We start from the raw sequence: 18,884 nt of genomic DNA on the forward strand, positions 1-18,884 counted from the left end.
ACCGAGCGGCGAGACCGGCCGGCCCGTCGCCCGTTGCGGCGCCGGCGGCGGTCACCCGTTCTCGGCCTGGAACATCCAGTGATGCTTCTCCAGGTCCGCCGTGATCTGGATGAAGATGTCCTGGCTCACCGGATCCGGCTCCCCGGTCGCCTCGACCCGCTCCCGCATCCGTGCGATCACCGCGCCCAGCGCCTCGACGAGGGCGCTCACGGCGGTCGTGTCGTTGACCCAGCCTTCGGGCGTCACGCCGATCCCGCTGCCCACAGCCACCGTCGCGGCACGCCCGTCCGGCGGGATGCCCAGGGCCGCGGCACGCTCGGCCACGGTGTCGGAGTACGTCCGCGCGGTGTCGACGACCTCGTCGAGCTGGAGATGCACGGACCGGAAGCGCGGCCCCACCACGTTCCAGTGGATCTGCTTCGCCACCAGGGCGAGGTCCACCAGGTCGACCAGGGCGCCCTGCAGTGCCTCGGACACGGTCTTCAGACTCGCGTCCGACAACGGGCTCTTCACGACGTACATCCGCACCTCCGTGGACTGCCCCCCGGTCATCCCTTCAACGATGACCGCCGCACGCCACACGGGCAAACGGACACGAACCGGACATGAGATCCCCCGCCCCGCGCGGCGCTGAGCGCGGGCAAGCGAAAACCCCGACCGACACCCCTCCGGATCTCCCGGAGAACCCCGGCCGGGGCCTCACCACGTTCCGCCGCGCCGCGGCGCCGCTTGTTCATGCCACGTACGCGCGAGGCGTCACGCGGCGACGACGTCCACCGCCTCGGCGGGCGCCTTGATCGTCACTCGTTCCGGTGGCACACCGGTCACCGAAACGGAGCCCAGCATCGGTCGAACCGGCCTGGGCACAGGCTCGCTGGGGGTGGCCGCAGCAGACTGGGCCAGCTCGGCGAGGGCGAGCTCGTCGCTCACTTCCCGCATGAGCTCGGACATCCGTACGTCCAGCGCGTCGCAGATGGCGGAGAGCAGCTCGGAGGAAGCCTCCTTCTGCCCCCGCTCCACCTCGGAGAGATAGCCGAGTGAGACTCGGGCGGACGAGGAGACTTCGCGCAGAGTACGGCCCTGGCGCTGGCGCTGCCGACGCAGCACGTCACCCAGCAGGCGACGGAGCAGAATCATCGGTGGCTCCCTCCTCGGACCGCGTAGCCGCATCCATTACGCCCCACCGTACCGCCTTGCGCCGCGGCCGTGCGGGGAGCGATGTCGTGTTCACTCAGGGCTGCAAACATCAAAACCCCCCGTTCCGTTCCGTATCCTGTGCCCGCTCATTCCCAGTCTGTTCGCCCGCCAGCTCCTTCAGGAGCAGTGCGAGCACGCTCCGTACACTCTCTCTACGAATTTCCGCGCGGTCGCCGTTCAACCGCAGACCCTCCACTTTTCCGCCGCCGGCAGAACCGGAATCCGGCGCGAACGGCCCGTCCACCGCGACGAAGACCGTCCCGACCGCCTGCCCGTCCTGCGGCTCGGGACCCGCGACACCGGTGGTCGCGATGCCCCAGTCGGTGCCGAGCGCCTTGCGGACGCCGGCCGCCATCTGGGCCGCGACCTGCGGATCCACCGCTCCGCGCGCCGCCAGCAGGGTGCCGTCGACACCGAGCAGCTCCTGCTTCAGTTCGGTGGCGTAGGCGGTCACCGAGCCCCGGAAGACCTTGGACGCCCCCGGCACCGACGTGATGTCCGCCGCTACGAGGCCACCGGTCAGCGACTCCGCGACGGCGAGCGTCTCGCCCTTCACTGTGAGTAGTCGCACCACGTCGGTGGCCGTGGAACTCACGCTTCCTTCTCCTCCAACGCGGCCTTGCGCTCGGCGATTCCCCGCCTGCGCAGCACAATGGCCTGTTTCACATAGTCCAGCCCCGTCGCCACGGTGAGCACGACCGCCGCGGCCATCACCCACCACCGCAGGGTGGCCAGCCACCCCGTCAGCGCCAGCACGTACATGCCCACGGCCACGCCCTGGATGAGCGTCTTGAGCTTGCCTCCGCGGCTGGCGGGGATGACGCCGTACCGGATGACGAGGAAACGCAGCAGGGTGATCCCCAGTTCCCGCCCGAGGATCACGCCGGTCACCCACCACGGCAGATCACCGAGGGCGGACAGACAGATCAGCGCCGCCCCCATGATCGCCTTGTCGGCGATGGGGTCGGCGATCTTCCCGAAGTCCGTGACCAGGTTGTAGGTGCGCGCCAGATGGCCGTCGAAGAGGTCGGTGATCATGGCGATGGCGAAGGCGGCCCAGGCCAGGGACCGCCACCCCGGGTCGTAACCGCCGTCCGCGAGCATGAGCGCGACGAACGCCGGGACGAGGATCAGCCGGAGCATGGTCAGCAGGTTGGCGATGTTCCAGACGCTGGCCTGGTTCACGGCCGCGGCCGCCAGCTTCGCACTCCGCGGGGGTCTGTCGTCGCCCTGCGCGTGGCCGCCCGCAGGCGCCGCGTCCGCGCGGATGAGGGCCTCACCCTCGGGGGCCGCGGGGGTCGCGCTCTCGGCCGGCGGCACGGCGGCCACCTGCCCCGCCACCGCCCCGGGGGCCTTCTCCGCGGCAGCGGCCGCCGCACCGGCGGCGGTCCTCCTCGCGCCGGAGGAGCCTCCCGCCGCGGATGCCGGGACACCGGTCATCTGCCCGCCTCCTCACTCGACGAAGGCGAGGCGAACGAGCCCGGAAGCGGCTCGGCCACCAGGTCGACACCCTCCGTACCGACCACCTTCGCCTCGACCATACGGCCGACACCCAGTCCGGCGCCGCTCGTGAGCAGCACCTGGCCGTCCGTCTCGGGCGCCTGGTGCGCCGCGCGGCCGTACACGCCGTCCTCGTCGTCGACGGACTCGACCAGGACGTGGACGGTCTCGCCGACGCGCTCCTCGGCGCGCTGCGAGACCAGTTCCTCGGCGAGCCGCGAGACGCGGGCCAGCCGCTCGGCGACGACGTCCTCGGCGAGCTTGTTGTCGTAGCCCGCCGCCTCGGTGCCCTCCTCGTCGGAGTAGCCGAAGACGCCGATGGCGTCCAGGCGCGCGCCGTTCAGGAAGCGCTCCAGCTCGGCGAGGTCGGCCTCGCTCTCGCCGGGGAAGCCGACGATGAAGTTGGAGCGCACACCGGCCTGGGGGGCCTTGGAGCGGATGGTGTCGAGCAGTTCCAGGAAGCGGTCGGTGTCACCGAAGCGGCGCATCGCGCGCAGCACGCCGGGCGCGGAGTGCTGGAAGGACAGGTCGAAGTAGGGCGCGACCTTCGGGGTCGAGGTCAGCACGTCGATGAGGCCGGGACGCATCTCGGCCGGCTGGAGGTAGCTGACGCGCACGCGCTCGATGCCGTCGACCTCGGCGAGCTCCGGCAGCAGCGACTCCAGCAGGCGGATGTCGCCCAAATCCTTGCCGTAGGAGGTGTTGTTCTCGGAGACCAGCATCACCTCCTTCACGCCCTGATCGGCGAGCCACCGCGTCTCGTTCAGGACGTCGGAGGGGCGGCGTGAGATGAAGGAGCCGCGGAAGGACGGGATGGCGCAGAAGGTGCAGCGCCGGTCGCAGCCGGAGGCCAGCTTCACGGAGGCGACCGGGGAGCCGTCCAGACGGCGGCGCAGGGGCGCGCGCGGGCCCGACGCGGGAGCGAGTCCTTCGGGAAGGTCGGCCGGGGCGTGCCCGGGCAGTGCGACCTCGGTGGCGGACTCCTGCCGCTGGGCCGGGCTGATCGGCAGCAGCTTGCGCCGGTCGCGCGGGGTGTGCGAGGCGTGGATGCCGCCGTTGAGGATGGTCTGGAGGCGGTCGGAGATGTTCGCGTAGTCGTCGAAGCCGAGCACCCCGTCGGCTTCCGGCAGGGCTTCGGCGAGTTCCTTGCCGTACCGCTCGGCCATGCAGCCCACCGCCACGACGGCCTGGGTTCTGCCGTGCCCCTTCAGGTCGTTGGCCTCCAGCAGGGCGTCGACGGAGTCCTTTTTGGCGGCCTCGACGAAGCCGCAGGTGTTCACGACGGCGACGTCGGCTTCCTCGGCGTCCTCCACGAGCTGCCAGCCGTCCGCCTCCAAACGGCCTGCAAGCTCCTCCGAGTCCACCTCGTTACGGGCGCAGCCAAGGGTGACGAGTGCGACGGTACGGCGTTCAGGCATGGGCTCAAGAGTACTTCGTCCCGCTGACACCCCACGTCGACGGGGTTGGCCGATCACGGCCAACCCCGTCCCCACTGCCCCCTTGCGGGCCTGTCATCCGGCCTCGGGGTCACCCTTGGTGTACGTGAGGCGTTCGACGGCGCCGGGCTGGAAGTCGTCCTCGATCTTCTTGCCGTTGACGAAGAGGTCGATCGCACCGGCGTCCCCGAGGACGAGGTGGATCTTGGAGCTGTCCTGGAAGGTCTTGGAGTCGCCCTGCTTGAGGACTCCGTCGAACAGCATCCGGTTGTTGTGGTCCCGGGCGGCGATCCAGCTGCGGCCGTCGGCGGCGGCCACCCGGACCGTCACCTTGTCCTGCGGCGCGGCCGCGATGGCACTGTCGGACGGTTCGGACTCGGGATCGGCGGGCTTGTCGGTCTTGGTGGTCGGGGTGGCGGAGTCGCTGGGCGTGGAGCCCTCGGCCACGTTCGCCTCGCCGCCGTCGTCGCCGCCCTGGAACATGGTGAACCCGACGAAGCCGATCACGGCGACGATCGCGGCGACCATGGCCGCGGTCCAGTTGGGTCCCCGCCGCTCCGGACGGATGCGTTCCGCCTCGAAGAGCGGAGCCGCCGGGGTCGGTGCCGGGCGCCCGCCGTGGTCCTCGCCGTACTGGGCGAGCAGCGGCTCGGGGTCGAGGTGGACGGCCTTGGCGAGGGTCCTGATGTGCCCACGGGCGTAGACGTCACCGCCGCAGGGGGTGAAGTCGTCCGCCTCGATGGCGTGCACGATGTTCATGCGGACCCGGGTGGCGCTGCTGACGTCGTCGACGGTCAGCCCGGCGGCGATACGAGCCTGCTGCAGGGCACGGCCGATGGAGGGGCGGGCTTCCTCGCGGTCTTCTTCGACGCGGTCGTCTTCGAACGGACGCTCGTCTTCAGGGGAGTTGCCGATGGACACGGGGGCGCCTTTCGAGCGTATAGCCGCCTGTGCTGGAGGTTCAGTCTAGGGGGGGTGCAAAAGGGTGGGGCAACCGGGCGGTGTCACTTTGTACGCCATCGGAATGGCCCGACATTCCGATGGTGGGCTCGCTGCGTTTCGCTTCGCTCAACTTGACGTACGCCGAAGGGAAACGGTTGCTCGATGATCCCTTACGGGAAAGTCACGATCCGGACACCCGATTGCCGTACACCCCCGGCGAGTCGACCATCGTCTCCCGCTTCCCTACCCTTCAGACTCCCCCCGGATCAGGGCGAGCACGCCATCCAGCTCGTCAGGCTTCACAAGAACGTCACGAGCCTTCGAACCCTCGCTCGGCCCGACGATGTTCCGGGACTCCATGAGGTCCATCAGCCGCCCGGCCTTGGCGAAGCCGACGCGCAGCTTGCGCTGGAGCATGGACGTCGATCCGAACTGCGTGGAGACGACCAGTTCGGCCGCCTGGCACAGCAGGTCGAGGTCGTCGCCGATGTCCTCGTCGATCTCCTTCTTCTGCTTCGTGCCCACGACGACGTCGTCCCGGAAGACCGGGGCCATCTGGTCCTTGCAGTGCTGGACGACGGCCGCGACCTCGGCCTCGGTGACGAAGGCGCCCTGCATACGGGTGGGCTTGTTCGCCCCCATCGGCAGGAACAGCCCGTCGCCCTTGCCGATGAGCTTCTCGGCGCCGGGCTGGTCGAGGATGACCCGCGAGTCGGCCAGCGAGGAGGTGGCGAAGGCCAGCCGGGAGGGCACGTTCGCCTTGATCAGACCGGTGACGACGTCCACCGAGGGCCGCTGGGTGGCGAGCACCAGGTGGATGCCGGCCGCGCGCGCGAGCTGCGTGATGCGCACGATCGCGTCCTCGACGTCCCGCGGCGCCACCATCATCAGGTCGGCCAGCTCGTCCACGATCACCAGCAGGTAGGGGTACGGCTGGAGCTCGCGCTCGCTGCCCTCGGGCGGCTTGACCTTGCCCTCGCGCACGGCCTTGTTGAAGTCGTCGATGTGCCGGTAGCCGTAGGCGGCCAGGTCGTCGTAGCGCAGGTCCATCTCGCGCACGACCCACTGGAGCGCCTCGGCGGCCCGCTTGGGGTTGGTGATGATCGGCGTGATCAGGTGCGGGATGCCCTCGTAGGCGGTCAGCTCGACCCGCTTGGGGTCGACGAGGATCATCCGGACGTCCTCGGGGGTGGCCCGCATCATGACCGAGGTGATCAGACAGTTGATGCAGGAGGACTTGCCGGAGCCGGTGGCGCCGGCGACCAGCATGTGCGGCATCCTCGCCAGCGAGTGCATGACGTAGCCGCCCTCGACGTCCTTGCCGAACGCGACCAGCATCGGGTCGTCGTCCTCGGCGGACTCCGCCAGGCGCAGCACGTCACCGAGGTTGACCATCTCCCGGTCGGTGTTGGGGATCTCGATGCCGACCGCGGACTTGCCGGGGATCGGGCTGATGATCCGCACGTCCGGGCTGGCGACGGCGTAGGCGATGTTCTTGGCCAGCGCGGTGATCCGCTCGACCTTCACGGCGGGGCCGAGCTCGACCTCGTAGCGCGTGACCGTCGGCCCGCGCGTGAAGCCGGTGACCCGGGCGTCGACCTTGAACTCGGTGAAGACGGTGGTCAGCGCGGCGACTATGGCGTCGTTGGCGGCGCTGCGGGCCTTGCCCGGGCCGCCGCGCTCCAGCAGGTCGAGCGACGGCAGCGCGTACGTGATGTCGCCGGAGAGCTGGAGCTGCTCGGCGCGCGCGGGCAGGTCTCGGGGCTCGGCCGGCGGGGCCTTGGTGAGGTCCCTCACGCCCGCCCTGGGCTTCTGCGGCGCGGGCTCGTCCTGCTGCGGCTGGTCCGGCCGGGACTCGTCCTGCCGGGGCCGGGCGGCCGGGACGGGCGTCGGCGTGGTCGGCTCCTGGTCGCCCACCCGCACGCCCTGCGTGAGGTCCGCGACGACCGGGGAGGGCGGCATGCCGTGCAGCACGGCCCCGTCGAGCGCGGCCGCGGCCGCCGCGGCGACGTCCACGGCGTCCCTGGGCCGGTCCATGTCGGGCTGAGGCACGGCCGAGCGCCGGGGGCGGCCCCGGCGCCGGGTGAGCGCCTCCTGCTCGGCACCGTCGGGGTCGTACGCCGCGGGCGCCGGCGCACGCCTGCCGCGCGGGCGCGCGGGCAGCGCCTCGCGCCACTGCTCCTCGTAGCGTTCGTCGTCGTCCTCCGCGTAGCCGTACTCGGTCTCGGCCGGGTCGCTGAGGATGCCGAGCCGCACGCCCAGCAGCCGCAGCCGCTGCGGGATGGCGTTGACCGGCGTGGCCGTGACGACGAGCAGCCCGAAGATCGTCAGCAGCACCAGCAGCGGCACGGCGAGCACATCGCCCATGGTGTACGACAGCGGGGTCGCCATGGCCCAGCCGATCAGGCCGCCGGCATCCCTTATGCCCTGCATGCCGTCGCCGCGCGCGGGTGAGCCGCAGGCGATGTGGACCTGGCCGAGCACGCCGATGACCAGCGCGGACAGGCCGATGACGATGCGCCCGTTGGCCTCGGGCTTCTCCGGGTGGCGGATGAAGCGGACGGCGATGACGGCGAGCAGTATCGGCACCAGCAGGTCGAGCCGGCCGAAGGCACCGGTCACCAGGATCTCGACCAGGTCGCCCACGGGGCCCTTCAGGTCGGCCCAGGTGCCGGCGGCGACGATCAGCGCGATGGCGAGCAGCAGCAGGGCGACGCCGTCCTTGCGGTGGGCCGGGTCGAGGTTCTTGGCGCCCTGCCCTATGCCGCGGAAGACGGCACCGACGGCGTGTGCCACACCGAGCCACACGGCGCGCACGAGCCGGTAGATACCCCCGGTGGGGCTGGGCGCAGGTCTGGGCGCGACCTTCCTGGCCGCGGCCTTCCTGGCGGGCGCCTTCTTCGCGGGAGCCTTTTTGGCAGCGGCCTTCTTCGCCGGGGCCTTCGCGGAAGCGGCCGCCTTCTTCGCCGGCGGCTTCTTGGCTGCGGAGGGACGTGAGGCCATGGGTGTGAGGTTACCGGGGGAGACGACGGGGGACACGTGTGCCTGCCGCTTCACCCGTTCGTGTCGCTCCGGGAGAGGCGCGAAACTGACGCGCGGTCATGGGCGGGCAACGCCGCGTCCGCGTGCGTCAGTTCTGCGAGGACACCGAGGGGGTGCTTCCGGTGCCGGGCTCCAGCGCGTCCAGCGCCCGCCGCAACCCCGTGAGCTTGCGCTCCAGATGAGCCGCCGTGGCCACCGCTGCGGCGTCCGTCGACTCGTCGTTCAGCTGCTTGGTCAGCGCTTCGGCCTGCTCCTCGACGGCGGCCAGCCGCGCGGAGAGCTCGGCGAGCAGCCCGGCCGACTCCTTGGCCTCGCCGTCCGCGTCCTTGCCGCCGCCCTCCAACTGCAGCCGCAGCAGCGACGCCTGCTCCCGCAGCTGGCAGTTCTTCATGTACAGCTCGACGAAGACGGAGACCTTCGCGCGCAGCACCCACGGGTCGAACGGCTTGGAGATGTAGTCGACCGCGCCCGCCGCGTAGCCCCGGAAGGTGTGGTGCGGGCCGTGGTTGATCGCCGTGAGGAAGATGATCGGGATGTCCCGGGTCCGCTCGCGCCGCTTGATGTGCGCGGCCGTCTCGAAGCCGTCCATGCCCGGCATCTGGACGTCCAGCAGGATCACCGCGAAGTCGTCCGTGAGCAGCGCTTTGAGCGCTTCCTCCCCGGACGATGCCCGCACCAGCGTCTGATCGAGCGCAGAGAGGATCGCCTCCAGCGCAAGCAGATTCTCCGGCCGGTCATCGACCAGGAGGATCTTGGCCTTCTGCACCATGGCCCGCCCTCCTCGCCCCGGCTTGGGGCCTCCCCTGTCCGCAGGACCTGAGGATGCACCGGTGGGTGCCGCCTCAGCGGACGACTCCCTTGCGCCGCCCGTCCTTGTGCCGGTCATCGTAGCCGCACCCCGCCCGTCAACACACCCTGTCACCGGGATGTCACTGTGCACGTAGCAGAAACGCGGCAGGAGACCAGAAGGTTCCCCGGAACCCGTACTTCTACACGACTATGCGCACACCGAGTAGGCAACTCCGCGTGAACACGGAGCCTTCCCGGCACGGTCGCGCGACGCTCCACGGGCACCCTCATTCCCCGCGCATCCACTGGTTCATCACCGTCAGCAGGTGATCGGGGTCGACCGGCTTCGTGACGTAGTCGGAGGCGCCCGACTCGATCGCCTTCTCGCGGTCGCCCTTCATCGCCTTGGCGGTCAGCGCGATGATCGGCAGCCCGGCGAACTGCGGCATCCTGCGGATCGCCGTGGTCGTCGCGTACCCGTCCATCTCGGGCATCATGATGTCCATCAGGACGACCGCCACGTCGTCGTGCTGCTCCAGGACCTCGACGCCCTCACGGCCGTTCTCGGCGTACAGCACGGACAGGCCGTGCTGCTCCAGGACGCTCGTCAGCGCGAAGACGTTGCGGATGTCGTCGTCGACGATCAGGACCTTCTCGCCGCCGAACCGGATGCCCCGCCGCGGCCGCGGCGCCGCCTCCGGCTCGGCGGGCGTCCACTGCTCGGGCTGCGCCGGGCGCGCCTCCGGCTCGGACGTCCTGCGCCGCCGCCGGAACAGGGCCGCCGGCCCGTTCTGCGTCTCGCGGTACGACTTCACCTCGGCCGGAGTCTCGACCTCCGCGTCGGACAGCTCGGCGAACTCGGCCTTGGACGCCACCAGGTCACCGGCCCCCAGGGCGGGCAGCTGCTGCTGGTAGCCCTGCGGCGGCAGCTCGCTCGGGTGCAGCGGCAGGTACAGCGTGAAGGTCGAACCGCGGCCCGGCTCGCTCTGGGCGTGGATCTCACCGCCCAGCAGCTGCGCGATCTCCCGCGAGATGGACAGCCCCAGGCCCGTACCGCCGTACTTGCGGCTGGTCGTGCCGTCGGCCTGCTTGAACGCCTCGAAGATCACCCGCATCTTGCTGGAGGCGATGCCGATCCCGGTGTCGGTCACGGAGAACGCGATCAGCCCGGCGTCCGGGTCGGTCAGCGACCCGGTCTCCAGCAACTGCTCCCGGATCTTCTGCGGCACGTCGTCCCGCGCCGGCCTGATGACCAGCTCCACCGACCCCGAGTCGGTGAACTTCACCGCGTTGGACAGCAGGTTGCGCAGCACCTGCAGCAGCCGCTGCTCGTCGGTGTGCAGGGTGGCGGGCAGCTCCGGGGAGACCCGCACGGACAGGTCCAGGCCCTTCTCCGCGGTCAGCGGCCGGAACGTCGCCTCCACGTAGTCCACGAGCTGGACGAGCGCGATCCGCGTCGGGGAGACGTCCATCTTGCCCGCCTCGACCTTCGACAGGTCGAGGATGTCGTTGATGAGCTGGAGCAGGTCCGAACCGGCCCCGTGGATCGTCTCGGCGAACTCGACCTGCTTCGGGGAGAGGTTCCCCTCGGCGTTGTCGGCCAGCAGCTTGGCCAGGATCAGCAGCGAGTTGAGCGGCGTGCGCAGCTCGTGCGACATGTTCGCCAGGAACTCGCTCTTGTAGCGCATCGACACCGCGAGCTGCTCGGCGCGCTCCTCCAGGACCTGCCGCGCCTCCTCGATCTCGGTGTTCTTCACCTCGATGTCGCGGTTCTGCTGCGCCAGCAGCTCGGCCTTCTCCTCCAGTTCGGCGTTGGACGCCTGCAGGGCCTTCTGCCGCTGCTCCAACTCGGCGGAGCGCTCGCGCAGTTGCTCGGTCAGCTCCTGCGACTGCGCCAGCAGCAGCTCCGTCTTGGTGTTGACGGAGATGGTGTTGACGCTGGTGGCGATCATCTCCGCGATCTGGTTCAGGAAGTCCTTCTGGATCTGCGTGAACGGCGTGAACGACGCCAGCTCGATCACGCCGAGCACCTTGCCCTCGAACAGCACCGGCAGCACGATCACCTGCGCCGGGGGGGCCTCGCCGAGCCCCGAGGAGATCTTCAGATAGCCGCTGGGCGCGTTCTCCACCAGGATCGTGCGCTTCTCCGTGGCGGCCGTCCCGATCAGCGCCTCACCGGGCCGGAACGACGTCGGCATCGAGCCCATCGAGTAGCCGTAACTGCCGAGCATCCGCAGCTCGTACTGGTCCTCGTCCGCGGCGTTCATGTCCTCGCCGTCGACCAGCGGCATGGCCAGGAAGAACGCCCCGTGCTGCGCCGAGACCACCGGCGTCAGCTCGCTCATGATCAGCGAGGCCACGTCCTCCAGATCCCGGCGGCCCTGCATCAGCGCCGAGATCCGGGCCAGGTTGCCCTTGAGCCAGTCCTGCTCCTTGTTGGCGATGGTGGTGTCGCGCAGGTTGGCGATCATCTTGTTGATGTAGTCCTGGAGCTCCTGGATCTCCCCGGAGGCGTCCACGTCGATCTTCAGGTTCAGATCGCCCCGGGTCACCGCGGTCGCCACGCGCGCGATGGCCCGCACCTGCCGGGTCAGGTTCCCGGCCATCTCGTTCACGGACTCCGTCAGGTCACGCCAGGTGCCGTCCACGTCACGCACGCGTGCCTGACCGCCCAGCTGCCCTTCGGTGCCCACCTCGCGGGCGACGCGGGTGACCTCCTCGGCGAACGACGACAGCTGGTCGACCATCGTGTTGATGGTCGTCTTCAGCTCCAGGATCTCGCCGCGCGCGTCGATGTCGATCTTCTTCGTCAGGTCACCCTTGGCGATGGCCGTGGTCACCATGGCGATGTTCCGCACCTGACCGGTCAGGTTGGACGCCATCTGGTTCACCGACTCGGTGAGGTCCTTCCACGTCCCGGCCACGCCCGGCACGTGCGCCTGGCCGCCGAGGATGCCGTCCGTGCCCACCTCACGGGCCACCTTGGTGACCTGCTCGGCGAACGAACTCAGCGTCTTCACCATCGTGTTGATGGTGTCGGCGAGCTGGGCGACCTCACCGCGGGCCTCGATGGTCACCTGCCGTGTCAGGTCACCGTTGGCGACCGCCGCCGAGACCTGGGAGATGTTGCGCACCTGAGTGGTGAGGTTCTTCGCCATCAGGTTGACGTTGTCGCTCAGGTCCTTCCAGATGCCCGTGACACCGGGCACGTGCGCCTGGCCGCCCAGGATGCCCTCGGTGCCCACCTCACGGGCCACCCGGGTCACCTGCTCAGCGAACGAGGACAGCTGGTCGACCATCGTGTTGACCGTCGTCACCAGCTCCAGGATCTCGCCCTTGGCGTCGACGGTGATCTTCTTCGACAGATCGCCCCGGGCGACCGCGGTCGTGACCTCGGCGATGTTGCGCACCTGGATGGTCAGGTTGTTCGCCATGCCGTTCACCGACTGGGTGAGGTCCTTCCAGGTGCCGGAGACACCCTGCACCTCGGCCTGACCGCCCAGGATGCCCTCGGTCCCCACCTCACGGGCCACACGCGTGACCTCCTGGGCGAACGACGACAGCTGGTCCACCATCGTGTTCAGGGTGTTCTTCAGCTCCAGGATCTCCCCGCGCGCGTCCACGGTGATCTTCTGCGAGAGGTCACCCCGGGCCACCGCCGTCGCCACCTGGGCGATGTTGCGCACCTGCGCGGTGAGGTTGCCGGCCATGCCGTTCACCGAGTCGGTCAGGTCACGCCACACACCGGCGACGCCCGGCACCTGCGCCTGACCGCCCAGCCGCCCGTCCGTACCCACCTCGCGGGCCACCCGCGTCACCTGGTCGGCGAAGGCCGAGAGCTGGTCGACCATCGTGTTGATGGTGTTCTTCAGCTCCAGGATCTCCCCGCGGGCGTCCACGTCGATCTTCTGTGACAGGTCACCCCGGGCCACGGCCGTCGTCACCTGCGCGATGTTGCGCACCTGGGAGGTGAGGTTGCCGGCCATCGAGTTGACGGAGTCGGTGAGCTCCTTCCAGGTGCCCGACACGCCGTCGACCCGGGCCTGACCGCCGAGCCGGCCCTCCGTGCCCACGTCCCGCGCCATCCGCGTCACCTGGTCGGCGAAGCTCGACAGCTGGTCCACCATCGTGTTCACGGTGTTCTTCAGCTTGAGCATCTCGCCGGAGACGTCGACCGTGACCTTCTGCGACAGGTCGCCGTTGGCCACCGCCGTCGTCACCTGGGCGATGTTGCGCACCTGGCCGGTGAGGTTCCGGAACGCGGTGTTGACGGAGTCGGTCAGGTCCTTCCACGTCCCCGCCGCGCCCGGCACCTGCGCCTGACCGCCCAGCTCGCCCTCGACACCGATCTCCCGCGCCACACGCGTCACTTCGGCACCGAAGGAGGACAGCTGGTCCACCATCGTGTTGACGGTGTTCTTCAGCTCCAGCATCTCGCCGGCCACGTCGACGGTGACCTTCTGCGACAGGTCGCCGTTGGCCACCGCCGTCGTCACGGCGGCGATGTCCCGCACCTGAGTGGTCAGGTTCCGGAAGACCGTGTTCACCGAATCGGTGAGGTCCTTCCACGTCCCCGCCGCGCCCGGCACGTTCGCCTGACCGCCCAGCCGCCCCTCGGCGCCTACCTCGTTGGCCACGCGCGTGACCTCGTCCGCGAAGATCCGCAGCGTCTCGGTCATCTGGTTGATCGTGTCGGCGAGCTGCGCGACCTCGCCGCGCGCCGGCACGGTCACCTTGCGGGACAGGTCGCCGTTGGCCACCGCCGTCGTCACCTCGGCGATCCCGCGCACCTGGGCCGTGAGGTTCCCGGCCATGGTGTTCACCGAATCGGTGAGTTCCTTCCACACCCCGTCGACCCCGGGCACCTGCGCCTGACCGCCCAGCGCGCCCTCGGTGCCCACCTCACGGGCCACCCGGGTCACCTCGGAGGAGAACGCCGACAGCTGGTCCACCATCGTGTTGACGGTGTTCTTCAGCTCCAGCATCTCCCCGGCCACCTGGACCGTGACCTTGCGGGACAGATCGCCCTTGGCGACCGCCGTCGTCACCAGCGCGATGTCCCTCACCTGAGCGGTGAGCCGGTTCGCCATCGTGTTGACGGAGTCGGTGAGGTCCCGCCACGAACCCGACATGCCACGCACGCGTGCCTGGCCGCCCAGCTTGCCCTCGGTGCCCACCTCACTGGCCACGCGCGTGACCTCGTCGGTGAACGTCGACAGCTGGTCGACCAGGTTGTTGACGGTCCGCCCGACCTTCAGGAACTCGCCCCGCAGCGGCTGGCTGTTGCCGTCCGCCGCCTGGGTGCGCAGTTCCATGCGCGGCGACAGATCGCCCTCCGCCACCGCCGACAGCACCCGGCCGACCTCGGAAACCGGCCGCACCAGGTCGTCCACCAGGGCGTTCGAGTGGTCGATCGCGGTCGCCCAGGAGCCCTCGCAGGCGCCCGTCTCCAGCCGCTCGGTCAGCTTGCCCTCGCGACCCACCATGCGCCGCACCCGCGACAGCTCACCCGTCAGGTGCAGATTGCGGTCGGCCACCTCGTTGAAGACCGCCGCGATCTCGGCCATCACGCCGTCGCCGGACACCGTCAGCCGCTTGCGGAAGTTCCCGTCCCGCATGGACACCAGGGCCGCCATCAGCCGGTTCAGGGCCGCGGTGTCCACCTCGGTCGTACCGCCCCGCGCCTTGCCGTGGTTGCTAGGGGACTGTCCGCCTTTCGCGCGCGTCTTCGTGCCCCGCGTCGCTGCGCCAGACTCCACTGTGTCCCTCCCGCAGGGGTCGACCGTCACTCTGTGCTCGCGGTACCGCTCGGCGTACCAGTCACTACCGCGTATTCTCCGCCCTGCACACCGGGCCCGTCCCACGGGGCTGCTGCCCGCCGTACGCCTTGTGCACTCAGCCTGCTCGCACCTTTACAAGAAGCCTGCCCAGTGTTTCACCCCGGCCCAACCAGGCCATAACAGTTCGGCAGCTTCGCACACCGTCCGCACACCCTCCGGACGGAAACACTGCAGACCGGCATCCGCATGGACCGCGAAGGTAAGTAACCTTGCATCCGGCTGTCCAGCCGCGCCGGTCCGTCCGGCCTGGGCGGTGGCACGAAGACGAGCGGGCATCGGAGGGGCGGCCGCACACATGACCACCGGACTGATCCCGGGGGGACAGCCCCCGGACCCCCGGCCGACGGGCGGCCTGCCGCATCAGCGGCACGAGCCGGTCGGCCCCGCAGCCCAGCACGTCGAGAACCGGTCGAGGAGTTCTGTGATCACCGCGCGCGCGGCCGCCAGTTTCGAGCCCGTCGGGCGCTCGGTCGCGAGCGCCCGCTCCTTCGTCCGCGACACCCTCCAGGGCTGGGGCTTCGCCGACATCGTCGACGACGCCGTGGTTCTCACCAGCGAACTGGTGACCAACGCCGTGGTCCACGCCGGCACCTCCGCCGACGTGCTGTGCCTGCGCAGCGACGAGGGCGTCCGCGTCGAGGTGGCCGACCACTACCCCGAGCGCGAGGTCCCGCTCCAGGGCGCCGCCCTCACCATGGGCAGCCCCGACCGCGAGGGCGGCCGCGGCCTCCAGCTCTGTGCGGCCCTCGCCGGCCGCTGGGGCGTCGAGTACACCCCCACCCACAAGACCGTCTGGTTCCAGCTCGACCTTCCGGCCCGCACGGTCGGCACCCGCGCCGCCGGCCCCGCCCTCCCGGCCGACCTCCTCCCCCTCGCCGACAGCCGCGTCCGCGTGGCCGTCGTCCAGGTCGACCGCACCGGCCACATCAGCGCCTGGAACGAAGACGCCGAGGAACTCTTCGGCTACCCGGCCGAGCAGGTCACCGGCAAGCCCCTGACCGACCTCGCCGCCTGGCCGCACACCCCCGGGACCAGCACGGGCATCGCGGAGGCACTCCGGCTCTCCCGCTGGGAGGGCAGTTACGGCATCCGCGACGCGAACGGCCGCGTCACCCCCGTCTACGCCTCCCACCTGCGCGTCCGCGACACCGGCGGCGAGCCGTCAACCGTGTGCCTCCTGGTACGCGATCACGAACGGGCCGTTCTGCAGACACCCCTGCGCATCCCCGCCTCCGACACCTCGACCGGCTCCGAGGGCCAGAGCACCGACCCCTTCGAGGTGTTCATCGGCTCCCCCGCCCCGGACGACCTCGACGGGCTCCTGCAGCGCACGGTCGAACGCGCCCGCGACATGCTCGACGGCGACTCGGCCTTCCTGCTGCTCGCCACGGACGACGAGACGGAACTGGAGGTGCGCGCCTCCACCGGCCTTCCCTCGGCCCGCCAGCGCTTCGCCCGCGTCCCCGTCGAGGCGGGCACCGGCCGCTACGGCTCCGCCCGCATGCCCGCCGTGCACGACGACCTCACGGCGGTCTCCGGCGCGGTGCCCCTGCTCAACGGCACGGGCATGCGCTCGGTCGTCACGGTCCCGCTCAAGGTCGAGGGCCGCCTCACCGGCTCCCTCGGCGTCGCCGCCGAGGCCCCCGGCAGATACTCCAACGAAGAGGCCCTGCGCCTGCAGTTCGCCGCCGACCGCATCGCCCTGGCCGTCGAATCGGCCCGCCTGGGCGAACTGGAACGCCTGCGCCGCGGCTCCCTCAGCTTCCTGGTCGAGGCCTCCGACCTGCTGGCCGGCACCCTGGACCGCGACCAGACCCTGGCCCTGATGGCCCAGATGACCGTCCCGACCCTCGCCACCTGGTGCGCCGTCTACACGATCGCCGACCAGGCCTCCGAGCCGTACCTCTCCTACGTCCTGCACGAGGACGAGGAACTCATCGACGGCATCAAGTCCCTGCTGTCGAAGGTCCCCCCGCCCGACCCGGTCCCCACCCCGGGCGCCCGCGTCTGGACGGCCCCCGCCGAGATCGCCCACCAGGCCGCCCTGCGCAGCTCCATGCGCAGCCTCGGCCTCAGCGGCGGTCCCACCCGCCAGATCACCACCGGTATCGGCCCGACCCTCGCCACGGCCTCCGCCGTCGGCGGCGAGACGGTCGTCCTCCCGCTGGTCGCCCGCAACCGCGTCATCGGCATGCTCACCCTCGGCAAGCCCACCGACGAGCACTTCCGCCAGGAGATCCTGGAACTCGCCGAGGACCTCTCCCGCCGAGCCGCCCTCGCCCTGGACAACGCCCGCCTCTACTCCGAGCGCACGGCCATCAGCCAGTCCCTCCAGCGCAGCCTCCTCCCCCCGGAACTCCCCACGATCGAGGGCGTCGAGGTCGAGGTCATCTACCGCGCCGCCGGCGAGGGCAACGAGGTCGGCGGCGACTTCTACGACGTCTTCCCCATCCGCGACGGCGCCTACGGCTTCGCCATCGGCGACGTCTGCGGTACGGGCCCCAACGCGGCGGCCGTGACCGGCCTGGCCCGGCACGCCCTGCGCCTCCTCGCCCGCGAGGGCCTCAGCGGCCCCGCGGTCCTGGAACGCCTGAACTCCGCCATCCTCGACGAGGGCGCCCGCAGCCGCTTCCTCACCCTCCTCTACGGTGAGATGCGGCCCCAGGAGGACGGCAGCGCCGAACTGAAGGTCGTCTGCGCCGGCCACCCACTCCCGCTGCGCCTGCGCCAGGACGGCACGGTCGAACCGGCCGCCGAACCCCAGCCGCTCCTGGGCGTCATCGACGACCTGGAGCTCTACGAGCAGACGGTCACCCTCGACCCGGGCGACGTCCTGCTGTGCGTCACCGACGGCGTCACCGAACGCCGCGAGGGTACCCGCATGCTCGGCGACGACGGCCTCGCCGACGTCCTCACGACCTGCACGGGCCTCACGGCCGGCGCGGTCGCGGCCCGCATCATGCGCGCGGTGGAGCGCTTCGCGTCGGACGCCCCGTCCGACGACATGGCGATCCTGGCGATGCGCGTCCCGGGTCTGCAAAAGGACTAGGACAACGGAAAAGGCCCCACCCGTGAGGGTGGGGCCTTTTCGACTGGAGCCCCCAAACGGAATCGAACCGTTGACCTTCTCCTTACCATGGAGACGCTCTGCCGACTGAGCTATAGGGGCCTGTTGCTTTCCGGGTTTTCCCCGCGGCAACGGAATAGATCATACCCCGAACACACGCGTGCTCCCAACCACGTCAGAGCGCGGGCTGCAGCAACCCTCCGAGGGCGTTGCACGCGGACACGATCCGCTGCATGTCCCGCTTGGTGAGTGCGGCGTGCACCGGCAGCGCGAGCGTCTCGTCGGCAGCTCGCTCCGTCTCCGGCAGGGACACACACCGCCGGAACTCGGGCAGCCTGTGCACCGGCGTCTTCACCGGCACCCGGGCCTCGACTCCCCTGGCCCGCACGGCCCGCGCGAAAGCGTCCCGGTCAGGGCGCCCGTTGCCCGGCACCCGCACGACGTACTGCTGATACGTGTGCCCGTCACCATCGTCCGGCGTCCGCACGCCCCGCAACTTCGCGTCGAGATACGCCGCGCGCTCCCGACGCCGGGCTATCTCGTCGTAGGGCGCCTCGGACTCGCCCTGCTCCAGGACGAGCAGCCCGTGCCGCTGTCCCACATCGTGCAGCCGCGCGATGTCGGCGAGCCGGCCGAAGCGGTGCACGACGACGACGGCCGCGGTCCGCGGAGTCACCGCCGCTTCCACGGCGGAGGCATCCAGGCAGTAGGTGACGGGATCTATGTCGGCGAACACCGGCAGCGCCCCGGCCAGGGCCACGGCCTCGGCGACCTCGACGTTCCCGAAGGCCGGCACGACGACCTCGTCACCGAGTCCGACACCGGCGGCCCTGAGCATTGCAGCAGTACCCATGCTGTGAATGGTGGTTGCGCAACGTGAACTTCAAGTGACGCACAACAAAAAAGGGTTGGACCCAGAACCGAAGTTCCGGGTCCAACCCTTTCAATGATTGTTCGGCGGCGTCCTACTCTCCCACAGGGTCCCCCCTGCAGTACCATCGGCGCTGTAAGGCTTAGCTTCCGGGTTCGGAATGTAACCGGGCGTTTCCCCTACGCTATAACCACCGAAAC

General features: G+C 70.3%; 11 protein-coding genes, 1 tRNA gene and 1 rRNA gene. 1 reads left to right on the forward strand and 12 read right to left on the reverse strand.

Annotated elements, in window-relative coordinates:
• Nucleotides 1-51: 51 nt before the first annotated feature.
• The 9 genes from RIN80_RS20255 to RIN80_RS20295 all read right to left on the reverse strand — a co-directional run bounded on the left by RIN80_RS20255 (nt 52) and on the right by RIN80_RS20295 (nt 14,665).
• The gene (locus RIN80_RS20255; protein WP_309097046.1) at nt 52-522 is read right to left on the reverse strand and encodes a DNA starvation/stationary phase protection protein; all 471 of its coding nucleotides are present in this window, start codon (nt 520-522) and stop codon (nt 52-54) included.
• Between the two features lie 234 nt (nt 523-756).
• The gene (locus tag RIN80_RS20260) at nt 757-1,137 is read right to left on the reverse strand and encodes a helix-turn-helix transcriptional regulator (RefSeq protein ID WP_309097037.1); all 381 of its coding nucleotides are present in this window, start codon (nt 1,135-1,137) and stop codon (nt 757-759) included.
• Nucleotides 1,138-1,246: 109 nt separating this feature from the next.
• Nucleotides 1,247-1,792, reverse strand: a complete 546-nt coding sequence (locus RIN80_RS20265; protein ID WP_309097038.1) for a CinA family protein — start codon at nt 1,790-1,792, stop codon at nt 1,247-1,249.
• Nucleotides 1,789-2,637 carry a CDP-diacylglycerol--glycerol-3-phosphate 3-phosphatidyltransferase gene (pgsA, locus tag RIN80_RS20270; RefSeq protein ID WP_309097039.1) on the reverse strand — a complete coding sequence of 283 codons (849 nt, stop codon included), beginning with the start codon at nt 2,635-2,637 and terminating at the stop codon, nt 1,789-1,791. The genes RIN80_RS20265 and pgsA overlap by 4 nt, the downstream gene beginning before the upstream one ends.
• A complete protein-coding gene (gene rimO / locus RIN80_RS20275) occupies nt 2,634-4,115 on the reverse strand; it encodes a 30S ribosomal protein S12 methylthiotransferase RimO (protein ID WP_309097040.1) in 1,482 nt (493 codons plus the stop codon). The genes pgsA and rimO overlap by 4 nt, the downstream gene beginning before the upstream one ends.
• Before the next feature lie 93 nt (nt 4,116-4,208).
• Complete coding sequence (locus RIN80_RS20280; RefSeq protein ID WP_309097041.1) at nt 4,209-5,054, reverse strand: RodZ domain-containing protein; 846 nt, start codon at nt 5,052-5,054, stop codon at nt 4,209-4,211.
• Between the two features lie 264 nt (nt 5,055-5,318).
• Nucleotides 5,319-8,078 (reverse strand): DNA translocase FtsK, encoded by a 2,760-nt coding sequence (locus tag RIN80_RS20285; RefSeq protein WP_309097042.1) that lies wholly within the window; start codon nt 8,076-8,078, stop codon nt 5,319-5,321.
• A gap of 127 nt (nt 8,079-8,205) precedes the next feature.
• The gene (locus RIN80_RS20290) at nt 8,206-8,886 is read right to left on the reverse strand and encodes a response regulator (protein WP_309097043.1); all 681 of its coding nucleotides are present in this window, start codon (nt 8,884-8,886) and stop codon (nt 8,206-8,208) included.
• Nucleotides 8,887-9,193: 307 nt separating this feature from the next.
• Complete coding sequence (locus tag RIN80_RS20295) at nt 9,194-14,665, reverse strand: HAMP domain-containing protein (protein WP_309097044.1); 5,472 nt, start codon at nt 14,663-14,665, stop codon at nt 9,194-9,196.
• Nucleotides 14,666-15,041: 376 nt separating this feature from the next.
• Here RIN80_RS20295 and RIN80_RS20300 point away from each other — a divergent pair, with 376 nt between their 5' ends.
• On the forward strand, nt 15,042-17,795 hold the full coding sequence (locus RIN80_RS20300; protein WP_309097045.1) for a SpoIIE family protein phosphatase: 2,754 nt from the start codon (nt 15,042-15,044) through the stop codon (nt 17,793-17,795).
• Nucleotides 17,796-17,839: 44 nt separating this feature from the next.
• Here RIN80_RS20300 and RIN80_RS20305 read toward each other — a convergent pair.
• The 3 genes from RIN80_RS20305 to rrf all read right to left on the reverse strand — a co-directional run bounded on the left by RIN80_RS20305 (nt 17,840) and on the right by rrf (nt 18,882).
• Nucleotides 17,840-17,915 (reverse strand) — tRNA-Thr (locus RIN80_RS20305).
• A 73-nt stretch (nt 17,916-17,988) separates the two neighbouring features.
• On the reverse strand, nt 17,989-18,651 hold the full coding sequence (locus RIN80_RS20310; protein WP_309097047.1) for a DegT/DnrJ/EryC1/StrS family aminotransferase: 663 nt from the start codon (nt 18,649-18,651) through the stop codon (nt 17,989-17,991).
• A 114-nt stretch (nt 18,652-18,765) separates the two neighbouring features.
• Nucleotides 18,766-18,882 (reverse strand): 5S ribosomal RNA (gene rrf, locus RIN80_RS20315).
• Nucleotides 18,883-18,884 lie beyond the last annotated feature (2 nt).

Source organism: Streptomyces sp. (genome assembly GCF_031181705.1).
Taxonomy (GTDB): Bacteria; Actinomycetota; Actinomycetes; order Streptomycetales; family Streptomycetaceae; genus Streptomyces.